This is a genomic window from Mesorhizobium sp. WSM4833, from assembly GCF_055811095.1.
The window spans coordinates 82,912-105,093 of sequence record NZ_JBVVQG010000002.1 but is presented as its reverse complement, the minus strand read 5'-3'; the positions used below and the strand labels follow the sequence as shown (position 1 = coordinate 105,093).

Here is a 22,182-nt window from a genome sequence, read left to right as displayed (position 1 = left end):
CCCTTCCTAGTTCTTGGGCCGTTTGAGCGAATAGGAGCTGAAGAACTGCGCCATCAAAATCGACATCAGTACCGCGCCTTGCATCAGCACGATCATCGCTTCGGAGATCGAGTAGAAAACCTTCAGGACATTCCCGGCGGTGAACACCGCGCCGAGCGCGAAAGAGATCACGACCACCCACAATGGCTTCGCGCGGGCCAGGTAGGCGATCACGATCGCGCTGAAGAGATAGCCGTTGCCGACGGACTGGTTGAGGCGGTGCTCCGTCCCCGCCACGATCATCATGCCGGCAACGCCTGAGAGAGCGCCGGAGAGCAGCACGAGCCCCACGGCTATGCTGAGCACCGGCAGGCCCGTGGCGAGCGCGGCCTTGGCGTTGAAACCTACAGCATCCGCGTAGAAGCCGACCCGGCTGTGTTCCATGACGAACCAGATGGACAACGCGATAACGGCGACCAGGAAGATTCCGGCATGCAACTGCCCCCATCCCAGAACGAGAAACCAGCTCGCCTCGGGAAAGGTGGCGGTCACGGGAAAGCTGTTGAAAGGGTCTCTCCAGACCCCGAACAGAAGATGCTGCACGAGCAGAAACGCGACGCTTCCCAGCAGCAGGGTCGAAATAACCTCGTTAACGCCCCACTTGAGTTTCAGAAAAAGCGGAATCGCAATCCAGGCGGCTCCCGCAAGCGCCGCCAGAACGAACATCGTCGGCAACCTCAGCACTTCAGGCCCGCTGCCGTTCAGCGCCACCCAGGTTGACGCGATCGCGCCGAGCCATAGCTGGCCCTCCACGCCGATGTTCCAAAACCGCACGCGCATGGCAACGCCGGAGGCGAGGCCGACTAGCACCAACGGTAAAGCGGCCGTCGCCGTCTGGGAGAGGCCGTCCGAGGTCAGAAAAGTTGCAATCAGGAATTCATCCACAAGAGCGCTTGCCGGCACGCCCGCATGCACGAGCAGCACCGCCGAAACCGTCAGCCCGACCAACAGTCCGCCAACATAACTGAGACTGGTCAACAAGAAGCCGGGATTTTGCCTGCGAACAAGGAAAGCTGTGTCAAGCATGGCCTGCTAAAAGGCCTCCTATCCATTCAGGCGTGACGTCGCCGGTCTGACGGCAGCCGGCGATCCTTCCTCTGTTCATGACGGCCACCCGATGGGACAGGGACATGACCTCCTGGAGATCCTCGCTGATCAGAAGGCAAGCCGCGCCGGCTTCCACAGCTCCGCGGATCGCCGATCGGACGAACTCGGCCGCTTTCATGTCCAGCCCGCGAGAAGGGGAATGCGCTATGAGAACCTTCAGGCCGTGATCGAGCTCCCGCGCGAGCAACACTTTCTGCGCGTTTCCTCCCGAGAGCAAAGAGGCCGGCCGTTCCGGCGTCGCGCCGCGGATATCGAACGCATCGATGGCCTCGGCGGCCTTCTCGCGCATCGCCCGCCGGCTCAGGAGAAACGGGCCGCCGAAGCTACCGCTGGCGACGGTCGTGAGCGCGAGATTGTCGGCAATGGAAAGCTCCCGGATCAACCCGCTGTCAAAGCGGTCGGAGGGGATGACGCGCAAGCCGGCCTCGCGGCGCTGGTCTGGCTTGGCGGTGGATATGTCCTGGCCATCCAGTACGATCGCGCCGGCGCCGGCACGGTCGAGTCCGAGAAGGCAGGCAACGAGTTCCTCCTGCCCGTTCCCGCCGACGCCGCGATGCCAAGGATTTCGCCTACATGCAGCTCGAACCCGAGATCGTTCAGGCTTTGCCCGTGAGCGGTCGCCCGTGCGGAAAGCCTTTCCACGCTCAGACACACATCACCCGGCCGAGATAACGGCCTGCCCGCAACCGTCAAGGCATCGCCGACCATCAACCGCGCCACCTCCGCTTCGGTGACGTTCGCAACCCGCGCACCCTCAAGTACGGTCTCGCCGTGCCGCATGATCGTTACCCGGTCGCAGAAAGCGGCAACCTCCCGGAACTTGTGCGTGATCAGAACCACGGCGTGACCTTGCCTCGACAATCGTTGGGCAAAAGAGAGGAGCGTGCGCGCTTCCTCGTCGGTCAGCACCGCCGTCGGTTCGTCCATGACCAGAATTCGGGCGCCCAGAAGCATGACCTTGATGATCTCGGCGCGCTGGCGTTCGGCGATCGAAAGATTCGCTACCAGCTTGTGCGGATCGACGGGCAGGCCGATCTCGCTCGATTTGGCGGAAACGATCGCCGCCGCATCGGTCAGCGTTTTCACAGCAGCCTTGCGGCCGAAGCCGAGGAGAACATTTTCGGCAACCGTAAAACTCTCGACCAGCCGGAAATGCTGATGGACCATGCCGAGACCGGCGGCGGCGGCTTCCAGCGGGCTGCGCAAACTGATCGCTTCGCCGTCGATCGATTGGTCGCCCCCGTCTGCTACATAGACGCCGGCCGCCACGTTCATCAAAGTGGACTTGCCTGCACCGTTCTCACCGACAATGGCATGCACCTCCCCCCATTCGAGACAGAAGGACGCATCGCGGAGCGCGGCTTTGCCGTCAAACGACTTGCCTATGCCGCGCATCAACAGAGCCGCCGGCGTGCCCAGCGGTCGTCGCATGTCGCCCGCTTGCTGAAGCGCCGTCGTCATTACTTCGCCGGCATGGTGCCGATGACACCGTCGACGAAATAGTCCATCGACCAGAGCGCCGCATCGTCGACCTTCCCGCCGACATCGACAACGATGGTGCCGTCTTGCTTTTTCAGAGGGCCCTGGAATGGATCAAGCTTGCCGGCGATGATCTCCTGCTTTGCTGCCTCGACCTTTGCCTTGGTCTCCTCGGAAACCGAGGGGCCAAAAGGAGCAAGATCGACCACGCCGGTTTCAAGGCCTTCGAAAGCGCCGTATTCCTCGGGTTTCCAGTTGCCGTCGATGATCTCCTTGATCGTCGGCACAAGATATTTCTCCCAGCGGAAGATGACGGAGGTCTGGATCGTCCGCGGCGCGGCATGCGACATGTCGAGCTGAAAGCCTATCGAAGGAACGCCTGCCTTTTCGGCGGCGTCGAGTGCCGAGGTCGCGCTCAGATTCGTGGCGAGCACGTCGGCCTTCTGGTCGAGAATGGCCTGGGCGATCTGCCCTTCCTTCACCGGGTCCCACCAGGAGTTGGCGAAGACCGCGACCGTTTCGATCGTAGGATCGACCGAACGGGCCCCGAGTGCAAAACTGTTGATATCCCAGTTCACCACGCCGACCGGAAAGCCGGCGAGGATGCCGATCTTCTTTGTCTTCGTCGCCTGTCCTGCCGCGATGCCTGCAAGGTACCAACCCTGGTAAGTGCGGGCATAGAAGCTTTCCATGTTGGCCCCATTCTCCGTGCCCGAAGCACTGAGAAACGCCACATTCGGATAGGCTTTGGCCGCTTCGGCCATTGGGGCGCTGTAGCCATAGGTGGTGCCGATTATGATGTTGAAGCCGCGCTTGACGTAGAGATCGATCGCCGCGCGCAGCTTAGTGGCCTCTTCCGGTATGTTCTCCGTCACCGAGACGGGCACCTGTAGCTGTTCCTCCAAGGCCTTGCGGCCGGCCTCGAGGGCTTCGTTCCATCCGCCGTCTTGCGCTGAACTTGCGTAGATGAACGCGACCTTGGGCGCCCCTTCCAGAGTAAAGGCATAAGCGCCGGACGTAGCACAGAATACGAAAACCGTGGCCGCCGCCGCGAACAGGCGAACTGAGTCGGACGGCTTCGTGTTGCGCTCTTTCATTTCGTGGTTCCCCTTGTTTTTCTTTGATTTTCTCAGCCGGAAGCACGCCGCGCCCATGCAGCTTCCCTGCACGGTGACGATTGCCGCCGGAGCGTCTTTTTTGATTTGGCAAAAGCGAATTGGCTCTTGTGCAGTGCATAACAGCCGATTACGTTCGTTCATGCAACAAAAATAATCATGCTCATTTTTTGGGCACTTTGTGCAGAAATGTGAACGATCAAATGAACACCGATGCTCTGGCATCATTTGTAAAAATCGCGGAACTGCGGTCATTGTCCGCCGCGGCGAAGTTGTACGGCCTGCCCAAATCCACGCTCAGTCTCCGGCTCAAGCAGCTTGAAGACGATCTGAAGGTCGCTCTGTTCGAGCGCTCCGGCCGTGTCCTGTTGCTCACGGAAGCAGGGCAAACCCTGCTCGGGCACGCGCGGCAGATCCTGCAAAGCTGCGATACGGCGCGGGCCGCCGTGACGGAACTGAGCGACGACGTGACGGGAACCTTGCGGATCGGCGCCACGGGGGAGTTCGGCACGGCCTACTACACGCAGATGCTCATGGCGTTCAGAAAGCTTTACCCCAAGGTGGAAATCGAACTCACCTTCTTTTCGCCGCACGTTCTCTACGCGCCAGAGAGCCTCGATATGCTCGACGCCGTGATTTCATGGGACGAAGGTATCGAAGTCGGCGAAACGCTCTCCACCGCAAAATTCGCACTCTTTGCCAGCAAGAGTTATGTCGAGCGTGCCGGGATGCCACGAAAACCCGCCGATTTGGCGGAACACCAGGGCATTGTCTATCGCACCTCGGCGGGCCTGCAGCACTGGCGGCTACAGAAAGGTACCGCGCAGGAAAGTATCTTGCCGCGCAGCAACCTGATCGCCAACGAATACTGGACTATCAAGTACTTCGCCGTTGCGGGCGAGGGCATTGCCTATCTACCGCACTTCTTCACCACGATCGAGTGTGAACGCGGCCACCTCATTCCGTTGCTCGACACATGGGAGTCCGCGGAAAAGCGGGTCAGCATCCGCATATCGCGCCCGCACGCCCCATCGCGTAAGATGACCGCGTTCATGGATGTTTGCGGCCGCTACTTCTCGCCCGGCTTCGTTTTCACGGGGCCGCGGTACTACGTCGAAACAATCTTCGATGCAAGCCAGCAAGAAAAGGGAACAGAAAAATGAAGGTCCTTGAAACCGGTAATGGCGCGCGTGCAATGAAAGGGGGAGGGCTCGACCCGCAGCGTGTCAGCTTCGACAAGATCCCGATCATCGATCTCGAGCCCATGTTCGCAGGCAACGAGGCGGTCAGGCGAAAGCTCGCCCAGGAACTACGCAAGGCCTGCACGGAAGTCGGCTTCCTCTATATCAAGAACCATCACGTTCCGAAGGATGTCATCGATGCCACGTTTGGGGTGGCGGAGGTGTATTTCGCCGAATCCGACGACGTGAAGATGGAGAATCACGTTTCCAATTCAAAGAATAATCGCGGTTATGCGGCAATATTGGAAGAGAATACGGATCCGACCGCGCGCGGAGACCTGCACGAATCGTATGATATTGCGCTGGATGTGCCAGCCGACGATCCGGACGTGAAGGCCGGCAAAGTACTCTACGGTCCCAACCAGTGGCCAGCGGGCAGGCCGGAATTCCGAACGGCACTGGAAGCCTACCATGCCGAGATGCTGACGCTGAGTGGCCACCTGCTCCATGCCTTTGCTCTGGCTCTTGGGTTGGAGGAGACATATTTCGACCTGCTGGTCGGCAAGCCGCTCGCAACTTTGCGGGTGCTCCACTATCCACCGCAGTTTGGCGAGATCGATGACCGCCAGATCGGCATTGGGGCGCATTCGGACTATGAGTGCTTCACGATCCTGGCCCAGAAGGATGGTATTTCAGCCTTGCAGGTACTGAATGCAACTGGCGAGTGGATTGCGGCCGATCCCGTCCCCGGCTGCTTCGTCGTCAATGTGGGAGATCAGATGGCGCGTTGGACCAATGACCTTTTCGCCTCGACCGTCCACCGCGCGGTGAACCGTTCCGGCAAAGAACGCTATTCGATCCCGTTCTTCTTCGGTCCAAACTATGATGCCGTGATCGAGGTGCTTCCCAGTTGCATTGATGAGGATCATCCTGCGAAGTACCCTCCGATCACGTCGGGCGAATACGTCAACGGCCGCTTCAAGGCGACATTTGCGCACTATGCCGCGCAAAGCGAGGCCGGCGCCGAAACCGCGGCTTAAGCGGATAATCCTGTCATGCGCGGCCGCTCCTGTGGCCGCGCATCGCATACCCGCCGTCCGTTGACCGAGATCAATATGATAGCACCCTCGATGGGTAGCGTCGGGTTAACTGGTTAGCCATGGCGTCACCAGAAGAACCCATTTCGGTTTGACGGTGGATGTGGCTAATTTTTCGGCTTTGAGGGCTTGGTGGAGCGCGGTCTTGCCGATTTGGGCTTTGAGCAGCAACGGAGCAGAAAACCTGCATAAGGAAGTCACGGCTCGTCGTCCGGGTCAGCGGTTTTCGGATCGCGTGGCGGGCCTCGGTTTCGGCTATGGTCGCGGCAAGGCACAGCCAGTCGGCGATGCTGAGGGGGGTAATGTTTTCAGGGGGCATTTTGCCGGTGCCAAAATGGATGTCGCTCATGGTCTTACCCCTTGATGGTTGCGCGAGTGCTGAAGGTGAAAGTGTGGAGGGAGCACCACCGCCCGAAGCTGCGGCCTGGCCTCCCCACAAGGGGACCCTCAAGGGGGAGATCGGCCACCGCCCTTAAATCAGCTTCTCCAGCGTGATCGGCAGATCCCTGATCCTCTTTCCCGTCGCATGGAACACCGCGTTGGCAATCGCCGGCGCCACGCCGACAATGGCCAGTTCGCCAACGCCCTTGCCGCCGAGCACCGAGGAATGCAGGTCGGGGATGCCGACCGAGATCACCTCGATGTCGGGGATGTCGGCATTGGTCGGCACGAGGTAGTCGGCGAGGTTGTCATTGACGATGCGGCCGTGGCGGCGGTCGACGATGCCTTCTTCCAATAGCGCCTGGCCGATGCCCATGATGATGCCGCCCTTCCATTGGCTTTCGGCAAGTTTCGGGTTGTAGAGCCGGCCCGAATCCAGCGCCGACACCACGCGCGATACACGCACCGTGCCAAAGTCCTCGTCGACGCGCACCTCGATGAAATGCGCGCACCAGGAGTGGCGGGAATAGTCGCCCTCGGTGTGCGGCACCGACATGGCGATGGTGGTGTAGTTCTTGTAGCGATCCTCTGGCGTCGAATTGGCCGGCATGGTGTCGCCGGTGGCTTCGATGTGGTCGCGGCCGACGCTCTTGAGCAGTTCGGCGACGGAGACATCGGGGCCGTCGCCGCGCGGCGAAGCGATACGGCCATTGGCGACGACCAGCGTGTTGGCCTGCAGCGCGTGGAAGGGCGAGCGTGGATCGCTGATGGCGAGGCCCACCAACTGGTCGAGGGCCGAGGTTGCCGCTTTGTAGACCGCACCCGTCATCACGCCGGCCAGCCGCGAACCGCCGGTGACGCCGGCGCGCGGAAAGCGGGAGTCACCGAGCTTCACCACCACGTCGTCAGCTCGTACGCCGAGCGTTTCGGCGGCGGTCTGCGCCAGGATGGTGTAGGTGCCCTGGCCCATGTCAATCGAGGAGCTTTCGACCTCGACCGAACCATCGGCCAGGATGCGCACGAGCGCCTCGCCATAGGCGCGTCGCACCGGATAGGTGCCGGCGGCGACGCCCCAGCCGATCAACTGGTTGCCGTCGCGCATCGAGCGCGGTTCGGGTGTGCGCCTGGACCAGCCGAAGCGTTCGGCGCCTGCAGCAAAAGCCTCGCGCAACTGCCTGGTCGACCAAGCTTTTTTGGCATCTGGATCCTGCTCGGCATAGTTTCGGAGCCGGATCTCCAGCGGATCGATGCCGACCTCGTAGGCAAGCTCGTCGATGGCGCTTTCGATGCCGAAGGCTGAGGGGTTTTCGCCCGGCGCGCGCATGGCGCCCGGCGCCACCGAATTGACCCGTACGACATTCTGCTTCGAGGAGAAATTCGGCGTTGTGTACATGATCGAGGTGACCGATCCGAGCGGCTCGACCCACATGCCGTCGATGGATGTTTCATTGACGCCGCGATGCACGATCGACTGGATCTTTCCCTGCACGTCGGCGCCGATCGTCACCGTCTGGCGCGTCGCCGCGCGGCCGCCATAGCCGGTAAAAGTCTGCGGCCGGGTCATCACCAGCCGCACCGGCCGGCCGAGCATTTTGGCCGCACAGGCGGCCACCGCGCCATGGCTGAGCGCCAGCGCCTTGGAGCCGAAGCCGCCGCCAATATAGGGCGACACCAGCCGCACGTTCTCGAACGGCACACCGAACCATTCGGCATAGGTGCGCGCCATGCCGTCCAGCCATTGGCTCGGCTCCCACACGGTGAGGTGGTCGCCCTCCCAGCGGGCGATCAGGCCATGCGGCTCCATCGGCGCCTGGTACTCGCGCGGCGTGTTGTAGGCGGCGCAGATGCGGACCGGCGCCGAGGCAAACGCACCTTGCGCGTCGCCCCACTCCTTGGTCATGGCATCGATCGCGATGCCATCGCCGGCCTTGCCGTCGCTGAGGTCGACGATGGCAGGCGTTTCCTCATAGCTGACCTTGACCAGTGCTGCCGCCGCGACCGCCCGCTCGAAGGTCTCGGCGACCACGGCGCCGACATGCTGACCCGAAAAGGTGATGTCGCGCGCGAGTGGGCAATACGGCTTGTCGGGCGGCGGCGTGCCGAACCAGTCCGCCGCGGTTTTCAGGCTGATGATGGTGTCCGGCGTCAGCACCTGCAGCACGCCGGGCGCAGCCTCGGCGGCAGTGGTGTCGATCGCGCGCACCTTGCCCGATGCAATCGTGCTCTCGACCAGGACGGCGTAGGCGAGGCCTTCGAGCTGCTGCTCGACGGCGTATTTCGCCGCACCGGTGATCTTGGCCGGGCCGTCGATGCGCGACAGCCGGCCGCCGACGGCTTCGGCAAAAGCGCCGTCGGACGCATCCCCATGCCTGATGTTGTGAACGGTCATGCCGTCTCTCCCAATTTGCGGATGGCGCGGGCGACGACGCGCGGCGCCAGTTCGACCTTGTAGTGGTTGGCGCCATGGTCGACAGAGCCTTCGACGGCGAGCAGGCTGGCGGCGCGCACAGTGTCCGGCTCCAGCACCTTGCCCTTCAGCGCGTTTTCCACGGCCCGCGCACGCCACGGCTTGGTCGCGACGCCGCCAAGCGCGACGCGCAAATCGCGGATCGTTCGGCCGTCGGGTTCGAACTCTATGCCGACAGCGGCACTTGCCGTCGCGAATTCATAGGACTGCCGGTCGCGGATCTTGAGATAAGTCGAACGCCGGGCAGAGGCCGAGCCGGGGATCTCGATCGCGGTGATCATCTCGCCCGGTTCGATCGCGTGCTCCCTGTCCGGCGTGGTGCCGGGCAGCAGGAAAAAGTCGTCGACCGGGATGTGGCGCTCGCCCAGATGCACGATCGCATCGAAGGCGACCAGCGCCACGGCGAGGTCGCCCGGATACATGGCGATGCACGCGTCGCTGATGCCAAGCACCGCATGGCCACGGGTAACGCCGCCGATCGCCGAACAGCCAGAGCCGGGCTCACGCTTGTTGCAGGCTGGGAAATTCGCAGGATCGCGGAAATAAGGGCAGCGCGTGCGCTGCATCAGATTGCCGCCGATAGTCGCCATGTTGCGGATCTGCGCGGAAGCCGCCTGCCACAGGGCTTCCGATACCGCAGGAAAGCGGCTTTTGATGTCGGCATGGTCGGCGACATGGCTCATCCTGGCCAGCGCGCCGATGGTGGCGCCGCGTTCGTTCACCTCGATCCTGTCCAACCCTTTGAGATGAGCGATGTCGACCAGCGTCTCGGGCTCGGCGACGCCGCATTTGGCGAGGTCGATCAGCGTGGTGCCGCCGGCCAAGAGCATGGCGCCGGGCAGGGCGGCCGCCTGGCGTGCCGCATCGAGCGAATTGGCGCGCACATACGAAAAATCCCTCATGATGCGGCCTCCAATGCTGCCTGGCGGACAGCGGCGACGATGTGCGGATAGGCGCCGCAGCGGCAGAGGTTGCCGGCCATATACTCGCGGATTTCTTCGTCGGAGCCGGCATGGCCTTCGCGGATGCAGGCGACCGCCGACATGATCTGGCCCGGCGTACAATAGCCGCACTGGAAGGCGTCCTGTTCGAGGAAGGCAGCCTGCACGGGATGCATTTCGCCCTCCCGTGCAAGCCCCTCTATGGTGGTGACGGTGCGGCCCTCGACTTGTGCGGCCAGCGTCAGGCAGGCCAGCACGCGCTCGCCGTCGATATGCACGGTGCAGGCGCCGCACTGGCCGTGGTCGCAGCCCTTCTTGGTTCCGGTCAGGCCGAGGCGATCGCGCAAGGCATCGAGCAGCGTGACGCGCGGCTCGAGTTGCAGATCGTGATCACGGCCGTTGATGTCGAGATGAACTGGGATCGTTGTTTTGGTCATGGGCGTCGGGCTCCAGTTGCTTGACGCGAAGTCGTTGATTTCATCTTTGGCAGCCGGCGGGGACTTGGCGCCGGCTGTGCGGCCCTTCGCTGCCGCTCCCCGCCTTCGGGCGTTCAGCCCCTTAAAAAGGTCCACTGGACTTTTTGGTGCGCCCGAAGGCGGACCGGGCCTTCACCATTCGTCGTTCGGGAAGCCAAGCAATTGGCTTCCCATCCGCTAGGTGGACCACTCCTCACCCCAGCAGGTCCTCGATGCGGACCGGAAAGCGCCGCGGCCGCACGCCGGTCGCATGCCAGACCGCATTGGCGACGGCGCCGGCCGTGCCGGTGATGCCGATTTCGCCGACGCCCTTGATGCCGAGCGCGTTGACGTGAGGGTCGTCCTCGTGGACCAGCAACGCCTCGACCGATGGAACGTCGGCATTCACCGGGACATGATATTCGGCGAGGTTGGCATTCTGGATCCGGCCAGAGCGCCGGTCGGTGATGGCTTCCTCATGCAGCGCGAACGAGACGCCCCAGATCATGCCGCCATAATACTGGCTGCGCACCAGCCTGGGATTGATGACCCGTCCGGCGGCGAACGCGCCGACCAGCCTTGTGACACGGATCTGGCCAAAATCCGGATCGACCTTCACCTCGGCAAACACGGCACCGTGCGCGTGCTTGGCATAGGCCTCCTGAGACGCCGGGTCGGGAGCGCCCTTGCCGTGGCCCTCGATCTCGGTGAGGCCCGCGCGCGTGAGGATCTCGGCGTAGCTTTCACCGCGGCTTTCATCGTCGCGCCGATAGAGGCGGCCGCCGCGCGCCAGCACGCCTTCATTGCCGGCGCCGTAGAGCGGCGAGCCCTCGTCGCCGGTGGCGAGATCGGCGAGCCTGGCGATGACGGCGGCGCCCGCATTGTGGATCGCCATGCCGGCCGTCGCTGTGTGGCCGGAGCCGCCGGCAATGCCTGCATTGGGCAGATCGGAGGTGCCGGCCCTGAAATCGACCTGGTCGATATCCAGTCCCAGTCCGTCGGCGGCGATCTGGGCGAAGGCGGTCCAGGCGCCTTGCCCCATGTCCTGAGCGCCGGTCTCCATTACGCCGCTGCCATCGGCTCTCAGCACCGCCCGCGCTTCGGCCTGGAACATGATCGCCGGGAAGGTCGCCGTGCCCATCCCCCAGCCGGTCAGGAAACCGTCGGCGTCGCGCATCAGCCGAGGCTGAATGGGGCGGCTCGCCCAGCCGAACGTCTCGGCCGCTTGCCTGTAGCATTCGCGCAGCGCCTTGGAGGAAAACGGCTTGCCGGTCATCGGCTCGACCTCGGCATAGTTCCGCAGCCGGAATTCCAGCGGGTCCATGCCGCAGGCGTAGGCTGCCTCATCGATAGCGCTCTCCAGCGCGATCGAGCCGGTGGCTTCGCCGGGCGCCCGCATGAACAGCGGCGTACCGGTATCGAGCCGCACCGCATCGTGCGAGGTGGCGATGGCCGGGCTGGCATAGAGTGTGTGCGAGGCATCCGCCGCCGGTTCGAAGAAATCGTCGAACGTGCTCGACGCGGTCTTGGCGTGATGGTCGAGTGCCGTCAGCCGCCCTTCGCCATCCATGCCCATGCGCAGCGTCTGGCGCGTCGGCGCACGGTGGCCGACCGGCCCGTACATCTGCTCACGCCGCAGCACCAGCTTGACCGGACGGCCGACGAGACGCGCCGCCAGGATGCCGAGCACCTGCGGCCCGGAGATCATGCCTTTCGAACCGAAGCCGCCACCCAGGAACGGGCTGCGGATGTGGATGTTCTCCGGCGCGATGCCGAACAGGCCGGCGATGCGGCCCTGCGCCATGGCAAGGCCCTGGCTCGGTGTGTCGATCGACAGTGTGTCGCCTTCCCAGGCGACGACGATCGCATGCGGCTCCATGGCGTTGTGGTACTGGGCCGGCGTCTCGTAGGTGGCTTCGATCCGCGTCTTTGCCGATTTGAGGCCGGCCTCGACATCGCCCTTGTGCTGCACGGCCGGACCGCCGACGCCGACAGCACGCGGCACGATACTTTCGGCGCCGTCGAGGCCAACGCGCGCCGGCATCACTTCATAGCGCGGCGACAGCAGCGCCGCCCCCTCGGTCGCCGCCTCCAGCGTCTCGGCGATCACCACGGCGATGCTCTGATTGGGGTAGCGGACCTGGTCGTTCTGCAAGAGGTCGAGCCGGAACATGAAGGGATGGTCCTTGGCGTCCGGATCGGCGGCGAGCGCTGGCCGGTTCTTGGGCGTCATCACCTCGACCACGCCCTTGTGTGCCTTGGCCGCCTCGACATCCAGCGCAGCGACGCGGCCGCGCGCGATGCTAGAGACAGCGAGCACGGCGTAGAGCATGCCGGGCGGATGGTTGTCGGCGGCATAGCGCGCGGCTCCGGTGACTTTCAGAAAGCCGTCGCGGCGGGTCAGCGGCTGGCCGATGCTGGAGCCTTGCCGGGCATGGGCGGGTTGCTGGTTGAGGCTGAGTTCAAGCGTCATGGCGCGCTCCAGGAATGTTCGAGAACGGGGAGGCAGGAAGGGCCGGCAGACGCTCGGGCGTTCCCGAAAGCGCAGAGATCAGCGCCCTGATCACGATGCGGCGGGCAAGCTCGATCTTGAAGGCATTGTCGCCGGAAGGGCTGGCATCGGCCAAGGCAGCGTCCGCGGCGCTGGCGAAGGTCGCCTCGCTGGCGTCCGCGCCAAGCAGGACGGCTTCCGCCGTTCGTGCCCGCCACGGCTTGGCCGCGACGCCGCCCAGCGCCAGCCTTGCGGCGCGGATCTTGCCGCCGTCGACGACGAGCGCTGCCGCGGTCGATACGACGGCAAAGGCATAGGAGGTGCGTTCGCGGACTTTGAGGTAGCGGGCATTGGCGGAGAAGGAGGCAGCCTCCGCCGGCAGGCGCACCGCCACGACCAGGTCGCCGGGCTCCAGCGCATTCTCCCGCTGCGGCGTTTCGCCGGGAAGCGGGTGGAATTCCTCCAGCGAAACATGGCGCCGGCCCTTCTTGCCTTCGATCTCGACCACGGCGTCGAGCGCCACCAGCGGCACGCAGAAATCCGACGGATGGGTGGCGATGCAGGCATCGCTCCAGCCGAGCACGGCGTGCAGGCGGTTTTCGCCGCCCAGCGCGTCGCAGCCGGCGCCTGGCTCGCGCCTGTTGCAGGCGCTGGCGGTGTCGTAGAAATAGCTGCAGCGCGTGCGCTGCAACAGATTGCCGCCGACGGTGGCGGCGTTGCGAAGCTGCGCCGAAGCACCCGACAGCAGCGCCTCGGCCACCGCCGGATAGGATTTGGCGAACGCCGGATCGTAAGCAAGATCGGCATTACGGACCAGCGCGCCGATGCGCAGGCCACCATCGTCCAGCCGTTCGATGCGGTTGAGCTCCGGCAGCCGGGAGATGTCGACGATGCGCTCGGGACTGGTGATGCCGCCTTTCATCAGGTCGAGCAGATTGGTGCCGCCGGCGAGATAGGCCGAGCCCGGCTCGGCTGCCGCGGCGATGGCGTCGGGAATGGTGGCGGGCCTGATGTAATCGAAGTCTCTCATGCCGCGGTCCTCCGGTCGGCTTTGACAAGCTGTTGCTGGGCTTCCAGGACGGCCTCGACGATGCCGCCATAGGCCGCGCAGCGGCATATGTTGCCGCTCAGCCCCTCGCGGATGCGTTCGGGATCGTCGCCGGCCTGTCCCTCGGCGATCAGGCCGAGCGTGCTCATGATCTGGCCGGGTGTGCAGAACCCGCACTGGAAGCCGTCATGGGCGATGAAGGCGGCCTGCACCGGATGCAGTTCCTCGCCGTTGGCGACGCCTTCGATGGTCAAGACCTGGGCGCCGTCATGGCTGACCGCCAGCGCCAGGCATGAGTTGATGCGCTTGCCGTCGACCAGCACCGTGCAGGCGCCGCATTGGCCGCGGTCGCAGCCCTTCTTGGTGCCGGTGAGATCGAGCCGCTCGCGCAGCAGGTCGAGCAGGGTTACGCGTGGATCGACCTCCAGTTGGTGTCGGTGGCCATTGATGGTGAGGGTAATGGGAAGGCTGGTCATGGGCGTCTGGCTCCAGTTGCTTGACGCGGATGGGATTGAACTGGTGCCTTGCCGCAGAAGGGCAAGGTAACCGTTGGGTCAGGTCTTGACGGCGAAAGCGGAGATGGCGGATCTCCCGCGAGGCAGGCGGGCAGGGGAGATGTCGGCTTGCGTGTTCGAAAGACGTGACATACCGGTTCCCCTGATTATATGATAAAGGTGCTCCACTAAAACGGAGGCGCCTCCGTTTATTACGTGGTGGCTGACCCTGCCGGATTCAAGCCCCCTGACACGATGTGGAGAAAAAATTGGCCAGCGAGCCGTCCGCCATTGCTGAACAGAAGGCCGAGGCCGTAGACGCAAAGCCGCTGCGCGCCGATGCGCGGCGCAACCGCGATCGGCTGGTCGAGGTGGCGGTGTCAGTCTTTGCCGAGCGCGGCATCGATGGCTCGCTGGAGGAGATCGCGCGCCGCGCCGGCGTCGGCATCGGCACGCTCTACCGGCATTTCCCGACGCGCGAGCATCTGGTCGAGGTGGTCTATCGTCGTGAGGTGGAGGCGCTGTGCGCGGCCGCCGGCGAGCTTGCCCAAAAACATCCGTCCGATGTCGCGCTGGAACAGTGGATGCAGCGCTTCGTCGACTACATCGCCACCAAGCGCGGCCTGGCGACCAGCCTGCGCATTGTGCTCACCACCAATTCGACGCTGTTTTCCGACACGTTCGGCCGGGTGTCGCAAGCCTTGCGACGCCTGGTCGAGGCGGCGGTGGCCGACGGCACCATTCGCGGCGACGTCGACGCTTCCGACGTGCTGCACGCGCTGGGCGGCATCTATTCAGCGCCCGACACCCCCGAATGGCGCGACCGCTCGCGCCGGCTGGTCAAGCTGTTGATGGACGGGTTGCGGTTCGGGGCTGCAAAGGCACAATGAGGCGACCAGATTCCGGCCGTGCAAAACCAGACCTATCGATGAGTTGAGGGGATACGATGTATGTAGGCCGTTCCTACAAACTGATCGATTTCGCGCTGTGGTCGCGGCGCAGCGTCATCTACATGGTGGTGGTGAGCGGTCTGGCCGTGGCGGCCTACCGTCTTCCAGGCATCGCCGGGTTTTCGGTGCCATGGTCGGTGGTGCTGGTGCTTGGCACCACCGTGTCACTCGTCGCCGGGTTCAAGAATTCGCAGGTGTTCACCCGCAGCAGCGACGCGCTGCAGGCTTTTACGCAAATTACGGCCAGCAGCCGTTTGTGGTCCAATTTCTGCAGGGATTTCCTCGACGCGCCGACGGCCAGACAGCTCATCTATCGCCACATTGCCTGGATGACGGCATTGCGCTTTTCTCTGCGCCGGCCGATGCCATGGGAGTCCATGGCGCGGGCCGCCAATATCGAATACCGGCGGCGCTACCGTATCCATGAGGATGCGAGCTCGCTCGGCGACGAATTGCGTCCGCTGCTCGCCGAACAGGCCGAGGACGTCCTGAAATCGCCCCAGCCGGCGATAGCCCTGCTCGAACTGCAATCTGTCCAGGTCAATGCGCTGTTCAAGGACACAAAGCTCCCTCCTCAGATCTATGGCGAACTGACCAAGCTGATCCGCGACTTCCATGACCAGCAGGCGCGCTGCGATCGCATCAAGAACAATCCCTATCCCCGGCAATACGCCATCGTCAGTTCGATGTTCGTGATGATCTTCTGCACACTGTTGCCGTTCGGGGTCGTTCCCGTCTTTGCCGATATGGGCAAACTGGGTGGCGCGCTCGGGTCGATAGCGATCTGGCTGACGATCCCGTTCAGCACGCTGCTCGGCTGGGCCTACATGTCTCTCGACCAGGTCGGCGAAAGCAGCGCCAACCCGTTCGAGGGCAACGCCAACGACGTTCCGATCTCGCAGATTTGCCGCGACATCGAGATCGAGTTGCGTAGCGGGCTCGGCGAGAGCGACCTTCCCAAGTCCCTGCTGCCGGTCAACGACATCGCGACCTAGGCAGGATCACGACGAAGGCGCGGCCCCGGCGGTCCCCTTCATCGTGCTGCTGGCGGAGAACGCTCAAACGTCAAGGCAGACCTTGCCGAAATGCTTTCGGGATTCGTAATGCGCGAAGGCGGTGGCGATGTCCTGCAGCGGAAAGTGGCGGTCTATGACGGGCTTCAGCCTGTTGGACTCTATCGCGCGGATCATATCCTCCTGGTCGGCTCGGCTGCCGATGGAAATGCCGCTGATGCGGATCTGGTTGGAAAACAGGGCGGGGATAGACACTTCCGCCGCAAAGCCGGTCAGGACGCCGACCAGCGCGATGTGACCGCCCGTGCGGCAGGCGATAATCGACTGCGCCAGCGTGGCGGGTCCGCCGACCTCGATCACGTGATCGACGCCGCGCCCGCCCGTCAGATCCTTGGCCTTGCGGCCCCAGTCCGGGACGGACTTGTAGTTGATGACGGCGTCGGCTCCGAGGCGCTTGAGCCTTTCCAGCTTCTGCTCGTCGGATGAGGTGGCGATGACCCGGGCGCCGGCGGCCTTGGCGAATTGCAGCGCGAACAGCGATACACTGCCCGAACCGAGGACCAGCACTGCGTCGCCCGGCTTCACCTTGCCGCACACAATCAGGCCGCGCCAGGCAGTAACGCCCGTGCAGGTGAGCGACGCCGCCTCGACATGCGTATAGCCTGCCGGTGCCCTGGTGAAAGCGTGCGCCGGCATGCAGACATACTCGCTGGCGAAGCCGTCGAAACTGTCTCCCGGAATATCGCGCCGGGTGCAGGGCGTCATGTCACCGCCCGGCCACCAGGGATAGAAGACGCTGACGACGCTGTCTCCGGGCCTGAGTGCATCGACACCGTCGCCGAGGGCAATCACTTCGCCGGCGCCGTCGGAGAGCGGAACGCGGCCGTCGGCGAGAGGCATCTTGCCTTGCACGGCAAAGTCGTCGCGCATGTTCAACGCGCAGGCCCGGATCCTGACCAGCACCTCGCCCGGCCCTGGCTGGGGCGGATCTTCCTCGACCAGGTCGAGATTGCCCAAGCCGCCCGGCGCTCTCAGCCTGACCAGTCTCATTGTCTTCTCCGATGTGTGGGGTGTCTAGAATTGGAAGGGCCTAGCGGGCCTGCCGGCCGGAGATCACCCGCAGCCAGGGCGCCAGATGAAAGGCGCTCATCAGCAGATACATCGCAGCCATGCCCGTGAGGGGCGAGGCGTCGGTGCCCATGCACTGCATGGCCGCATCGCCGCTGAAGATGCAGGTGAGCAGCGCCATCACGGCGAAGGTCGGTGCCGCGGCAAGGCAAACCCAGTCGGCCAGCCCGGGGGTGGCGGCTTCTGGGATCGTGCCGCCGGCACCTGTGTGGATATCGCTCATCGCCTTGATCCTTGATGATCATGCCAGCCACGACAGGTTCCTCTCTCCAGGGAGTGGGGAGAGGAACCCAGACTGGACAACCGTTACTGCTCACCCTTGTCCCTGAACGCGGCCTCGCCGGCAGCAGACACTTCTTCCCATTTCTTGTCGGCCCCGGCGTCGTAATTGTCGTGCCAGTTCCACCAGGAGTAGAGTGGAGTCTGCGGATAGCCTTCGGGCGAATCCTCCCAGATTTCCTGGCGGCCGAGCGGCGTCGCGTCGAGATAGCTCCAGACGGTGCCCATCGCTTCGTCGCCGCGGCTGTTAATCAAGTAGGTGCGGAAGATGCGATCGCCGTCACGGATGAAGACGTTGTGGCCGTGCCATTCGTCGACACCGAAGTCCTTGTCGAAACTGTCAGTGATTGTGTACCAGGGCATCTGCCAGCCCATCCGCTGCTTCAGCCGCGCAATGTCGGCCTGCGGGGCACGCGAAGCGTAGGCAAGCGTGGTGTTGCGGGCATTGAGATGGGCGAGGTGGCCGACCTGGTCGGCGCCCAGCGAACAGCCGCGGCAGGCGTGATCGGGCCAGCCATGCACGCCGGGCTCGAAGAAGGCGCGATAGACGATCAGCTGGCGGCGGCCTTCGAACAGATCGAGCAGGCTCGCTCTGCCGTTCGGTCCCTCGAACACATAGGCCTTGTCGACTTCCATCCACGGCATGCGCCGGCGCTCGGCGGCCAATGCGTCCTTGGCGCGCAGTGTTGCCTTTTCCTTCACCAGCATCTGTTCGCGGGCGGCTTCCCAGTCCTGCCTCGAAACGATGGGCGGGGTCTTCATTGCGATGTGCTTGGTCATTGGTCGTCTCCTTTGCCAGTCTGTTGTCGCTTGCTGTCAGCCAGAATAGGGCGGTGAAGCGGGAGGGTGGGAGTTACAAGTGTGACGGGATTTGCAGGAGCCGGCCCGTCGCAGCAGGGGTGGCGCATCCTCACGGTGCCTTCGGCCGGGTGGAGAGGAGTGTCGGTTGGCATTGTCGGTTCTCCCTTGGCGTGCCGCGCGTTGCCGATAGTTGCCGATGCGGCTTGCCGGTTGACGGTACGGATTTAAGTTAGGGCGGCGACGCACAAGGGTGGGAGTTACAAGTGTGACGGGATTTGAATGGATTCGCTGATCACCGCGGCTGCGCTGGCACTGGCCGGAGGCGACCCGCTCGGCGCGCTGGATCGCGTCGCCTTGCGCGAAGACCCGCCGGCGCTGGCGCTGCGCGGCATTGCCATGGCGCAGCTCGGTGATCTCGATCGCGCCAAGGCGCTGCTGCGGCGTGCCGCGCGCGGCTTCGGCCCGAAAGAGGCGGTAGCGCGTGCCAGATGCGTCGTTGCCGAGGCCGAGATCGCGCTGGTTTCGCGGGATCTCGGCTGGCCGGCCAAGGCTTTGGATGCGGCGCGGGCGACGCTGGAAAAGCATGGCGACCGGCTGAACGCAGCGCATGCCGGCCACCTCAAGGTGCGGCGCCTGCTATTGATCGGCCGTCTCGACGAGGCCGAAGACGTGCTGGCGGGGCTCGACCCGGCACCGCTTCCGCCGGCCTCGCGCGCCGCCCACGAACTGGCCGTCGCCGGCATCGCGATGCGGCGCCTCAAGACGAAGCCGGCGCGCAGGGCGTTGGAGTGGGCACGCCACGCCGCCCGCCAAGCCGGCATTGCGGGGCTCATCGCTGAAGTCGAACGCGCATTCCTGGCGCTGGACACGCCGGCGGCGCGGCTGATCGCGGCTGGCGAGCAGCGCCCGTTGCTGCTTGAGGACGTCGAGGCGTTGCAGGCGTCGCCGGCGCTGCTGGTCGATAATTTCCGATATGTCGTGCGCCAACAGGAGAAAACGGTCTCGCTGGCCACGCGCCCGGTTCTGTTCGCGCTGGCCCGTACGCTCGCCGAAGCGTGGCCAGGCGATGTGTCGAGGGCAACGCTGATCGCGCAAGCCTTCGGCGGCAGGCACGCCGATGAATCGCATCGGGCGCGGCTGCGGGTCGAGATCGGCCGGCTGCGCACCGAATTGCGGAGCCTGGCCGACATCGGCGCCACCAGCCAGGGCTTCGCGCTGGCGCCGCGCCAGGCACGCGAGGTGCTGGTGCTGGCGCGGCCGATCGAGGAGCGGCACGCGGCGGTGCTGGCTTTCCTTGCCGACGGTGAATCCTGGGCGAGTTCGGCGTTGGCGCTGGCGCTTGGCACCGGGCAGCGCAGCGTGCAGCGGGCGTTGGAGCAGCTTGGCGAGGCCGGCAAGGTGCAGTTTTTCGGTCACGGCCGGGCGCGCCGCTGGATGACGCCTCCACTGGTGGGATTCACGACCACCTTGTTACTCCCGGCCCCGCTGCCGAACGGTTAGGAAGTGACATCGGATCTCAATGAGGACAAGGACATGAAACAGTCAACGGCCGAAATCCTGCGCGAATACGGGCCCTTTGCCGATGTGGAGAGGGTGCATGGGGTGAGCTTTGACGGCAACAATGTCTGGTTTGCCTCGGGCGAGAAGCTGAACGCCTTTGATCCGGAGAGCGGGCAGAACCTGCGCTCGATCGATGTCGCGGCGCATGCCGGCACCGCCTGGGACGGCCAGCATTTCTTCCAGCTTGCCAACGACCTGATACAGAAGATCGACCCTGATACCGGCCAGGTGCTGGCGACCATTCCGGCGCCCGGTGGTGGCGGCGATTCCGGGCTGACCTGGGCCGAAGGAACGCTCTGGGTGGGACAATACCGCGAACGCAAGATCCACCAGGTCGACCCGGAAACCGGTGCGATCCTGCGCACCATCGAATCCAACCGCTTCGTCACCGGGGTGACATGGGTCGAGGGCGAGCTGTGGCACGCCACCTGGGAAGGCGACCAGAGCGACCTGCGCCGCGTCGACCCGAAATCAGGCAAGGTTCTGGAGAAGCTCGACATGCCGGCCGGGATGGGTGTGTCGGGGCTGGAATCCGATGGCGGCGACCGCCTTTATTGCGGCAGCACATCCGCCGGGGTGGTGCGGGCGGTGCGCCGGCCGCGGTGAGGATGCGGCCGACGCCGAAGTCACACTTGCAGGCGCACTTCACACGGCAATTTGTCCGCTGTCGGCTGGCCGTTGCCCCTTGTCGGACCTAGATAGGCTGTGCGCCGGGCGGACGCCCGGCCCAGCTTTGCAAAGGATCCCTCATGCCTGAACAGCCCACCATGCCCGAACAGATTGCATTGAACGACGGCTCCGCCATTCCCCAACTCGGCCTCGGTGTGTGGCAGGTCGACCAGGACATCACCGCCGACGTGGTGGGTTGGGGCATCGAGGCCGGCTATCGCCTGATCGACACCGCCGAAGGCTATCAGAACGAGGAAGGGGTCGGAGAGGCGATCCGCAGTGCCGGCGTGCCGCGGGCTGAGCTGTTCATCACCTCGAAACTGCGCAACGGCGCGCACCAGCGCGATGCGGCCTTGCGCGCCTTCGACGAGACGATGGAGAAGCTAGGCGTCGAACAGATCGACCTGTTCCTGATCCACTGGCCTGTGCCCAGCCAGGACAAATATGTCGAGGCCTGGAAGACGCTGGTCGAACTCAGGCAGGCCGGCCGCATCAAGTCGATCGGCGTTTCGAACTTCAACCAGGACCATCTGGAGCGGATCATCGGCGAGACCGGCGTGACGCCCGTCGTCAACCAGATCGAGCTGCATCCCCAGTTCCAGCAGCGCGGTGTCAGGGACTTTCATGCCAAGCACGACATCCGTATCGAAAGCTGGAGCCCTCTGGGCAGCGGCCGGCTGCTCGGCGATCCGACCATTGCAGGCATCGCCAAAAAACATGGCAAGTCCGTCGCCCAGGCGATCATCTGCTGGCATCTCCAGGAGGGGCTGATCGTCATTCCAAAGTCGATCCGCAGGGATCGCATCGCCGCCAATTTCGATGTCTTCGATTTCGAACTGGATGCGCAGGACCTGCAGACGATCCGCGGCATGGATTCGCCCGAGGGCCGCAACGGACCCAACCCCGCCACAGCCGCGTTCCTGTTCTGAGAGGCAAGTTTTAACGAGCTGGCAACGAAACTGCTAATCTCCCCCACGAGGGGGGAGATTGGCAGCTTTGCGGCTTTCGCCAATTTCTTGCGCCCCTCAAATCCCGGACCCATCCAACTGCTGGGCGTCTTCGCCTTCCCAGGGCGCCGGCATCGACGCGCGGCTGAGGTTGGCGGTGGGCAGCGGCATCCAGCATTTCAGTTCCGGGTCGGCGTATTCGATGACGCGCCCGGGCGAAGAGTCCGACGCGCGCCAGCCTTCCGAGGCGAACTGGTCGGCACGCGACCAATAGGCAAGGTCGACTTCCGCCGGTCCCTGCTCGGACGGACGCACAGTGACCAGGATGCGGCTGCCGTCCTTCGGCGCCGTCGACATGTGGCGCCACCGTTCGGGCTCGTCCATCGCATTCCTCCTCGCACTCGTAGCGTTGGGAGGAGTGTCGCCTCGTGGTCCGAAGGGGTCAACCCAAAGTTTGCGTCAGGCATCGGCTGATGACCCCTCCAGACGGTGCCTGCACAGTTGTGCGCAACACGCCGCGGGCGGTCATGCACGCTCGAC

General features: G+C 64.2%; 21 protein-coding genes and 1 pseudogene. 7 read left to right on the top strand and 15 right to left on the bottom strand.

Annotated features, from left to right (window positions below; translation table 11 throughout):
* Positions 1 to 6: 6 nt before the first annotated feature.
* The 4 genes and pseudogenes from AC0L2D_RS03665 to AC0L2D_RS03650 form a co-directional block, all read right to left on the bottom strand.
* Entirely contained in the window at positions 7 to 1,065 is a 1,059-nt protein-coding gene (locus tag AC0L2D_RS03665; RefSeq protein WP_473540375.1) for an ABC transporter permease, read from the bottom strand.
* Positions 1,058 to 1,798 (bottom strand): ATP-binding cassette domain-containing protein, encoded by a 741-nt coding sequence (locus AC0L2D_RS03660; RefSeq protein ID WP_473540374.1) that lies wholly within the window; start codon positions 1,796 to 1,798, stop codon positions 1,058 to 1,060. Before AC0L2D_RS03660 ends, AC0L2D_RS03665 begins: the two co-directional genes overlap by 8 nt.
* 269 nt (positions 1,799 to 2,067) lie before the next feature.
* Positions 2,068 to 2,541 (bottom strand): annotated as a pseudogene (locus AC0L2D_RS03655) (ATP-binding cassette domain-containing protein); the annotation flags it as partial.
* A gap of 65 nt (positions 2,542 to 2,606) precedes the next feature.
* Positions 2,607 to 3,968, bottom strand: a complete 1,362-nt coding sequence (locus AC0L2D_RS03650; RefSeq protein WP_164745855.1) for a BMP family ABC transporter substrate-binding protein — start codon at positions 3,966 to 3,968, stop codon at positions 2,607 to 2,609.
* On the opposite strand from AC0L2D_RS03650, the gene AC0L2D_RS03645 reads away from it, so the two are divergent.
* Positions 3,944 to 4,903: a LysR family transcriptional regulator gene (locus AC0L2D_RS03645; protein ID WP_013530698.1), complete on the top strand. Its 960-nt coding sequence runs from the start codon at positions 3,944 to 3,946 to the stop codon at positions 4,901 to 4,903. The genes AC0L2D_RS03650 and AC0L2D_RS03645 overlap by 25 nt on opposite strands.
* Positions 4,900 to 5,961 (top strand): isopenicillin N synthase family dioxygenase, encoded by a 1,062-nt coding sequence (locus AC0L2D_RS03640; RefSeq protein WP_473540373.1) that lies wholly within the window; start codon positions 4,900 to 4,902, stop codon positions 5,959 to 5,961. Before AC0L2D_RS03645 ends, AC0L2D_RS03640 begins: the two co-directional genes overlap by 4 nt.
* Before the next feature lie 70 nt (positions 5,962 to 6,031).
* Here the strand turns inward: AC0L2D_RS03640 and AC0L2D_RS03635 are convergent, their stop codons facing one another.
* The 7 genes from AC0L2D_RS03635 to AC0L2D_RS03605 form a co-directional block, all read right to left on the bottom strand.
* Entirely contained in the window at positions 6,032 to 6,367 is a 336-nt protein-coding gene (locus tag AC0L2D_RS03635) for a hypothetical protein (protein ID WP_224621205.1), read from the bottom strand.
* A gap of 123 nt (positions 6,368 to 6,490) precedes the next feature.
* Entirely contained in the window at positions 6,491 to 8,788 is a 2,298-nt protein-coding gene (locus AC0L2D_RS03630) for a xanthine dehydrogenase family protein molybdopterin-binding subunit (RefSeq protein ID WP_473540372.1), read from the bottom strand.
* Positions 8,785 to 9,768, bottom strand: a complete 984-nt coding sequence (locus AC0L2D_RS03625; RefSeq protein WP_473540371.1) for an FAD binding domain-containing protein — start codon at positions 9,766 to 9,768, stop codon at positions 8,785 to 8,787. Before AC0L2D_RS03625 ends, AC0L2D_RS03630 begins: the two co-directional genes overlap by 4 nt.
* On the bottom strand, positions 9,765 to 10,244 hold the full coding sequence (locus AC0L2D_RS03620; protein WP_013530702.1) for a (2Fe-2S)-binding protein: 480 nt from the start codon (positions 10,242 to 10,244) through the stop codon (positions 9,765 to 9,767). The genes AC0L2D_RS03625 and AC0L2D_RS03620 overlap by 4 nt, the downstream gene beginning before the upstream one ends.
* 232 nt (positions 10,245 to 10,476) lie before the next feature.
* Positions 10,477 to 12,735, bottom strand: coding sequence for a xanthine dehydrogenase family protein molybdopterin-binding subunit (locus AC0L2D_RS03615; protein ID WP_473540370.1), 2,259 nt, complete (start codon positions 12,733 to 12,735; stop codon positions 10,477 to 10,479).
* The gene (locus AC0L2D_RS03610) at positions 12,725 to 13,783 is read right to left on the bottom strand and encodes an FAD binding domain-containing protein (protein ID WP_473540369.1); all 1,059 of its coding nucleotides are present in this window, start codon (positions 13,781 to 13,783) and stop codon (positions 12,725 to 12,727) included. The genes AC0L2D_RS03615 and AC0L2D_RS03610 overlap by 11 nt, the downstream gene beginning before the upstream one ends.
* Positions 13,780 to 14,277: a (2Fe-2S)-binding protein gene (locus AC0L2D_RS03605; RefSeq protein WP_013530705.1), complete on the bottom strand. Its 498-nt coding sequence runs from the start codon at positions 14,275 to 14,277 to the stop codon at positions 13,780 to 13,782. The genes AC0L2D_RS03610 and AC0L2D_RS03605 overlap by 4 nt, the downstream gene beginning before the upstream one ends.
* A 287-nt stretch (positions 14,278 to 14,564) precedes the next feature.
* On the opposite strand from AC0L2D_RS03605, the gene AC0L2D_RS03600 reads away from it, so the two are divergent.
* Both AC0L2D_RS03600 and AC0L2D_RS03595 read left to right on the top strand, forming a co-directional pair.
* Positions 14,565 to 15,185, top strand: a complete 621-nt coding sequence (locus AC0L2D_RS03600) for a TetR/AcrR family transcriptional regulator (RefSeq protein WP_024501664.1) — start codon at positions 14,565 to 14,567, stop codon at positions 15,183 to 15,185.
* 56 nt (positions 15,186 to 15,241) lie between these two features.
* Entirely contained in the window at positions 15,242 to 16,240 is a 999-nt protein-coding gene (locus AC0L2D_RS03595; RefSeq protein ID WP_473540368.1) for a bestrophin family protein, read from the top strand.
* Between the two features lie 63 nt (positions 16,241 to 16,303).
* Here AC0L2D_RS03595 and AC0L2D_RS03590 read toward each other — a convergent pair whose 3' ends face one another.
* The 3 genes from AC0L2D_RS03590 to AC0L2D_RS03580 all read right to left on the bottom strand — a co-directional run bounded on the left by AC0L2D_RS03590 (position 16,304) and on the right by AC0L2D_RS03580 (position 18,445).
* A complete protein-coding gene (locus tag AC0L2D_RS03590; protein ID WP_473540367.1) occupies positions 16,304 to 17,308 on the bottom strand; it encodes a zinc-dependent alcohol dehydrogenase family protein in 1,005 nt (334 codons plus the stop codon).
* Positions 17,309 to 17,348: 40 nt separating this feature from the next.
* Positions 17,349 to 17,609: a hypothetical protein gene (locus AC0L2D_RS03585; RefSeq protein WP_473540366.1), complete on the bottom strand. Its 261-nt coding sequence runs from the start codon at positions 17,607 to 17,609 to the stop codon at positions 17,349 to 17,351.
* An 83-nt stretch (positions 17,610 to 17,692) separates the two neighbouring features.
* Entirely contained in the window at positions 17,693 to 18,445 is a 753-nt protein-coding gene (locus AC0L2D_RS03580) for a DUF899 domain-containing protein (protein WP_013530710.1), read from the bottom strand.
* A gap of 300 nt (positions 18,446 to 18,745) precedes the next feature.
* On the opposite strand from AC0L2D_RS03580, the gene AC0L2D_RS03575 reads away from it, so the two are divergent.
* The 3 genes from AC0L2D_RS03575 to AC0L2D_RS03565 all read left to right on the top strand — a co-directional run bounded on the left by AC0L2D_RS03575 (position 18,746) and on the right by AC0L2D_RS03565 (position 21,624).
* On the top strand, positions 18,746 to 19,966 hold the full coding sequence (locus AC0L2D_RS03575) for a helix-turn-helix domain-containing protein (protein WP_473540365.1): 1,221 nt from the start codon (positions 18,746 to 18,748) through the stop codon (positions 19,964 to 19,966).
* 33 nt (positions 19,967 to 19,999) lie between these two features.
* Positions 20,000 to 20,632 (top strand): Vgb family protein, encoded by a 633-nt coding sequence (locus AC0L2D_RS03570; protein ID WP_024501659.1) that lies wholly within the window; start codon positions 20,000 to 20,002, stop codon positions 20,630 to 20,632.
* A gap of 143 nt (positions 20,633 to 20,775) precedes the next feature.
* Positions 20,776 to 21,624 (top strand): aldo/keto reductase, encoded by an 849-nt coding sequence (locus AC0L2D_RS03565; protein WP_473540364.1) that lies wholly within the window; start codon positions 20,776 to 20,778, stop codon positions 21,622 to 21,624.
* A 96-nt stretch (positions 21,625 to 21,720) separates the two neighbouring features.
* Here AC0L2D_RS03565 and AC0L2D_RS03560 read toward each other — a convergent pair whose 3' ends face one another.
* Entirely contained in the window at positions 21,721 to 22,026 is a 306-nt protein-coding gene (locus AC0L2D_RS03560; RefSeq protein ID WP_013530714.1) for a hypothetical protein, read from the bottom strand.
* Positions 22,027 to 22,182 lie beyond the last annotated feature (156 nt).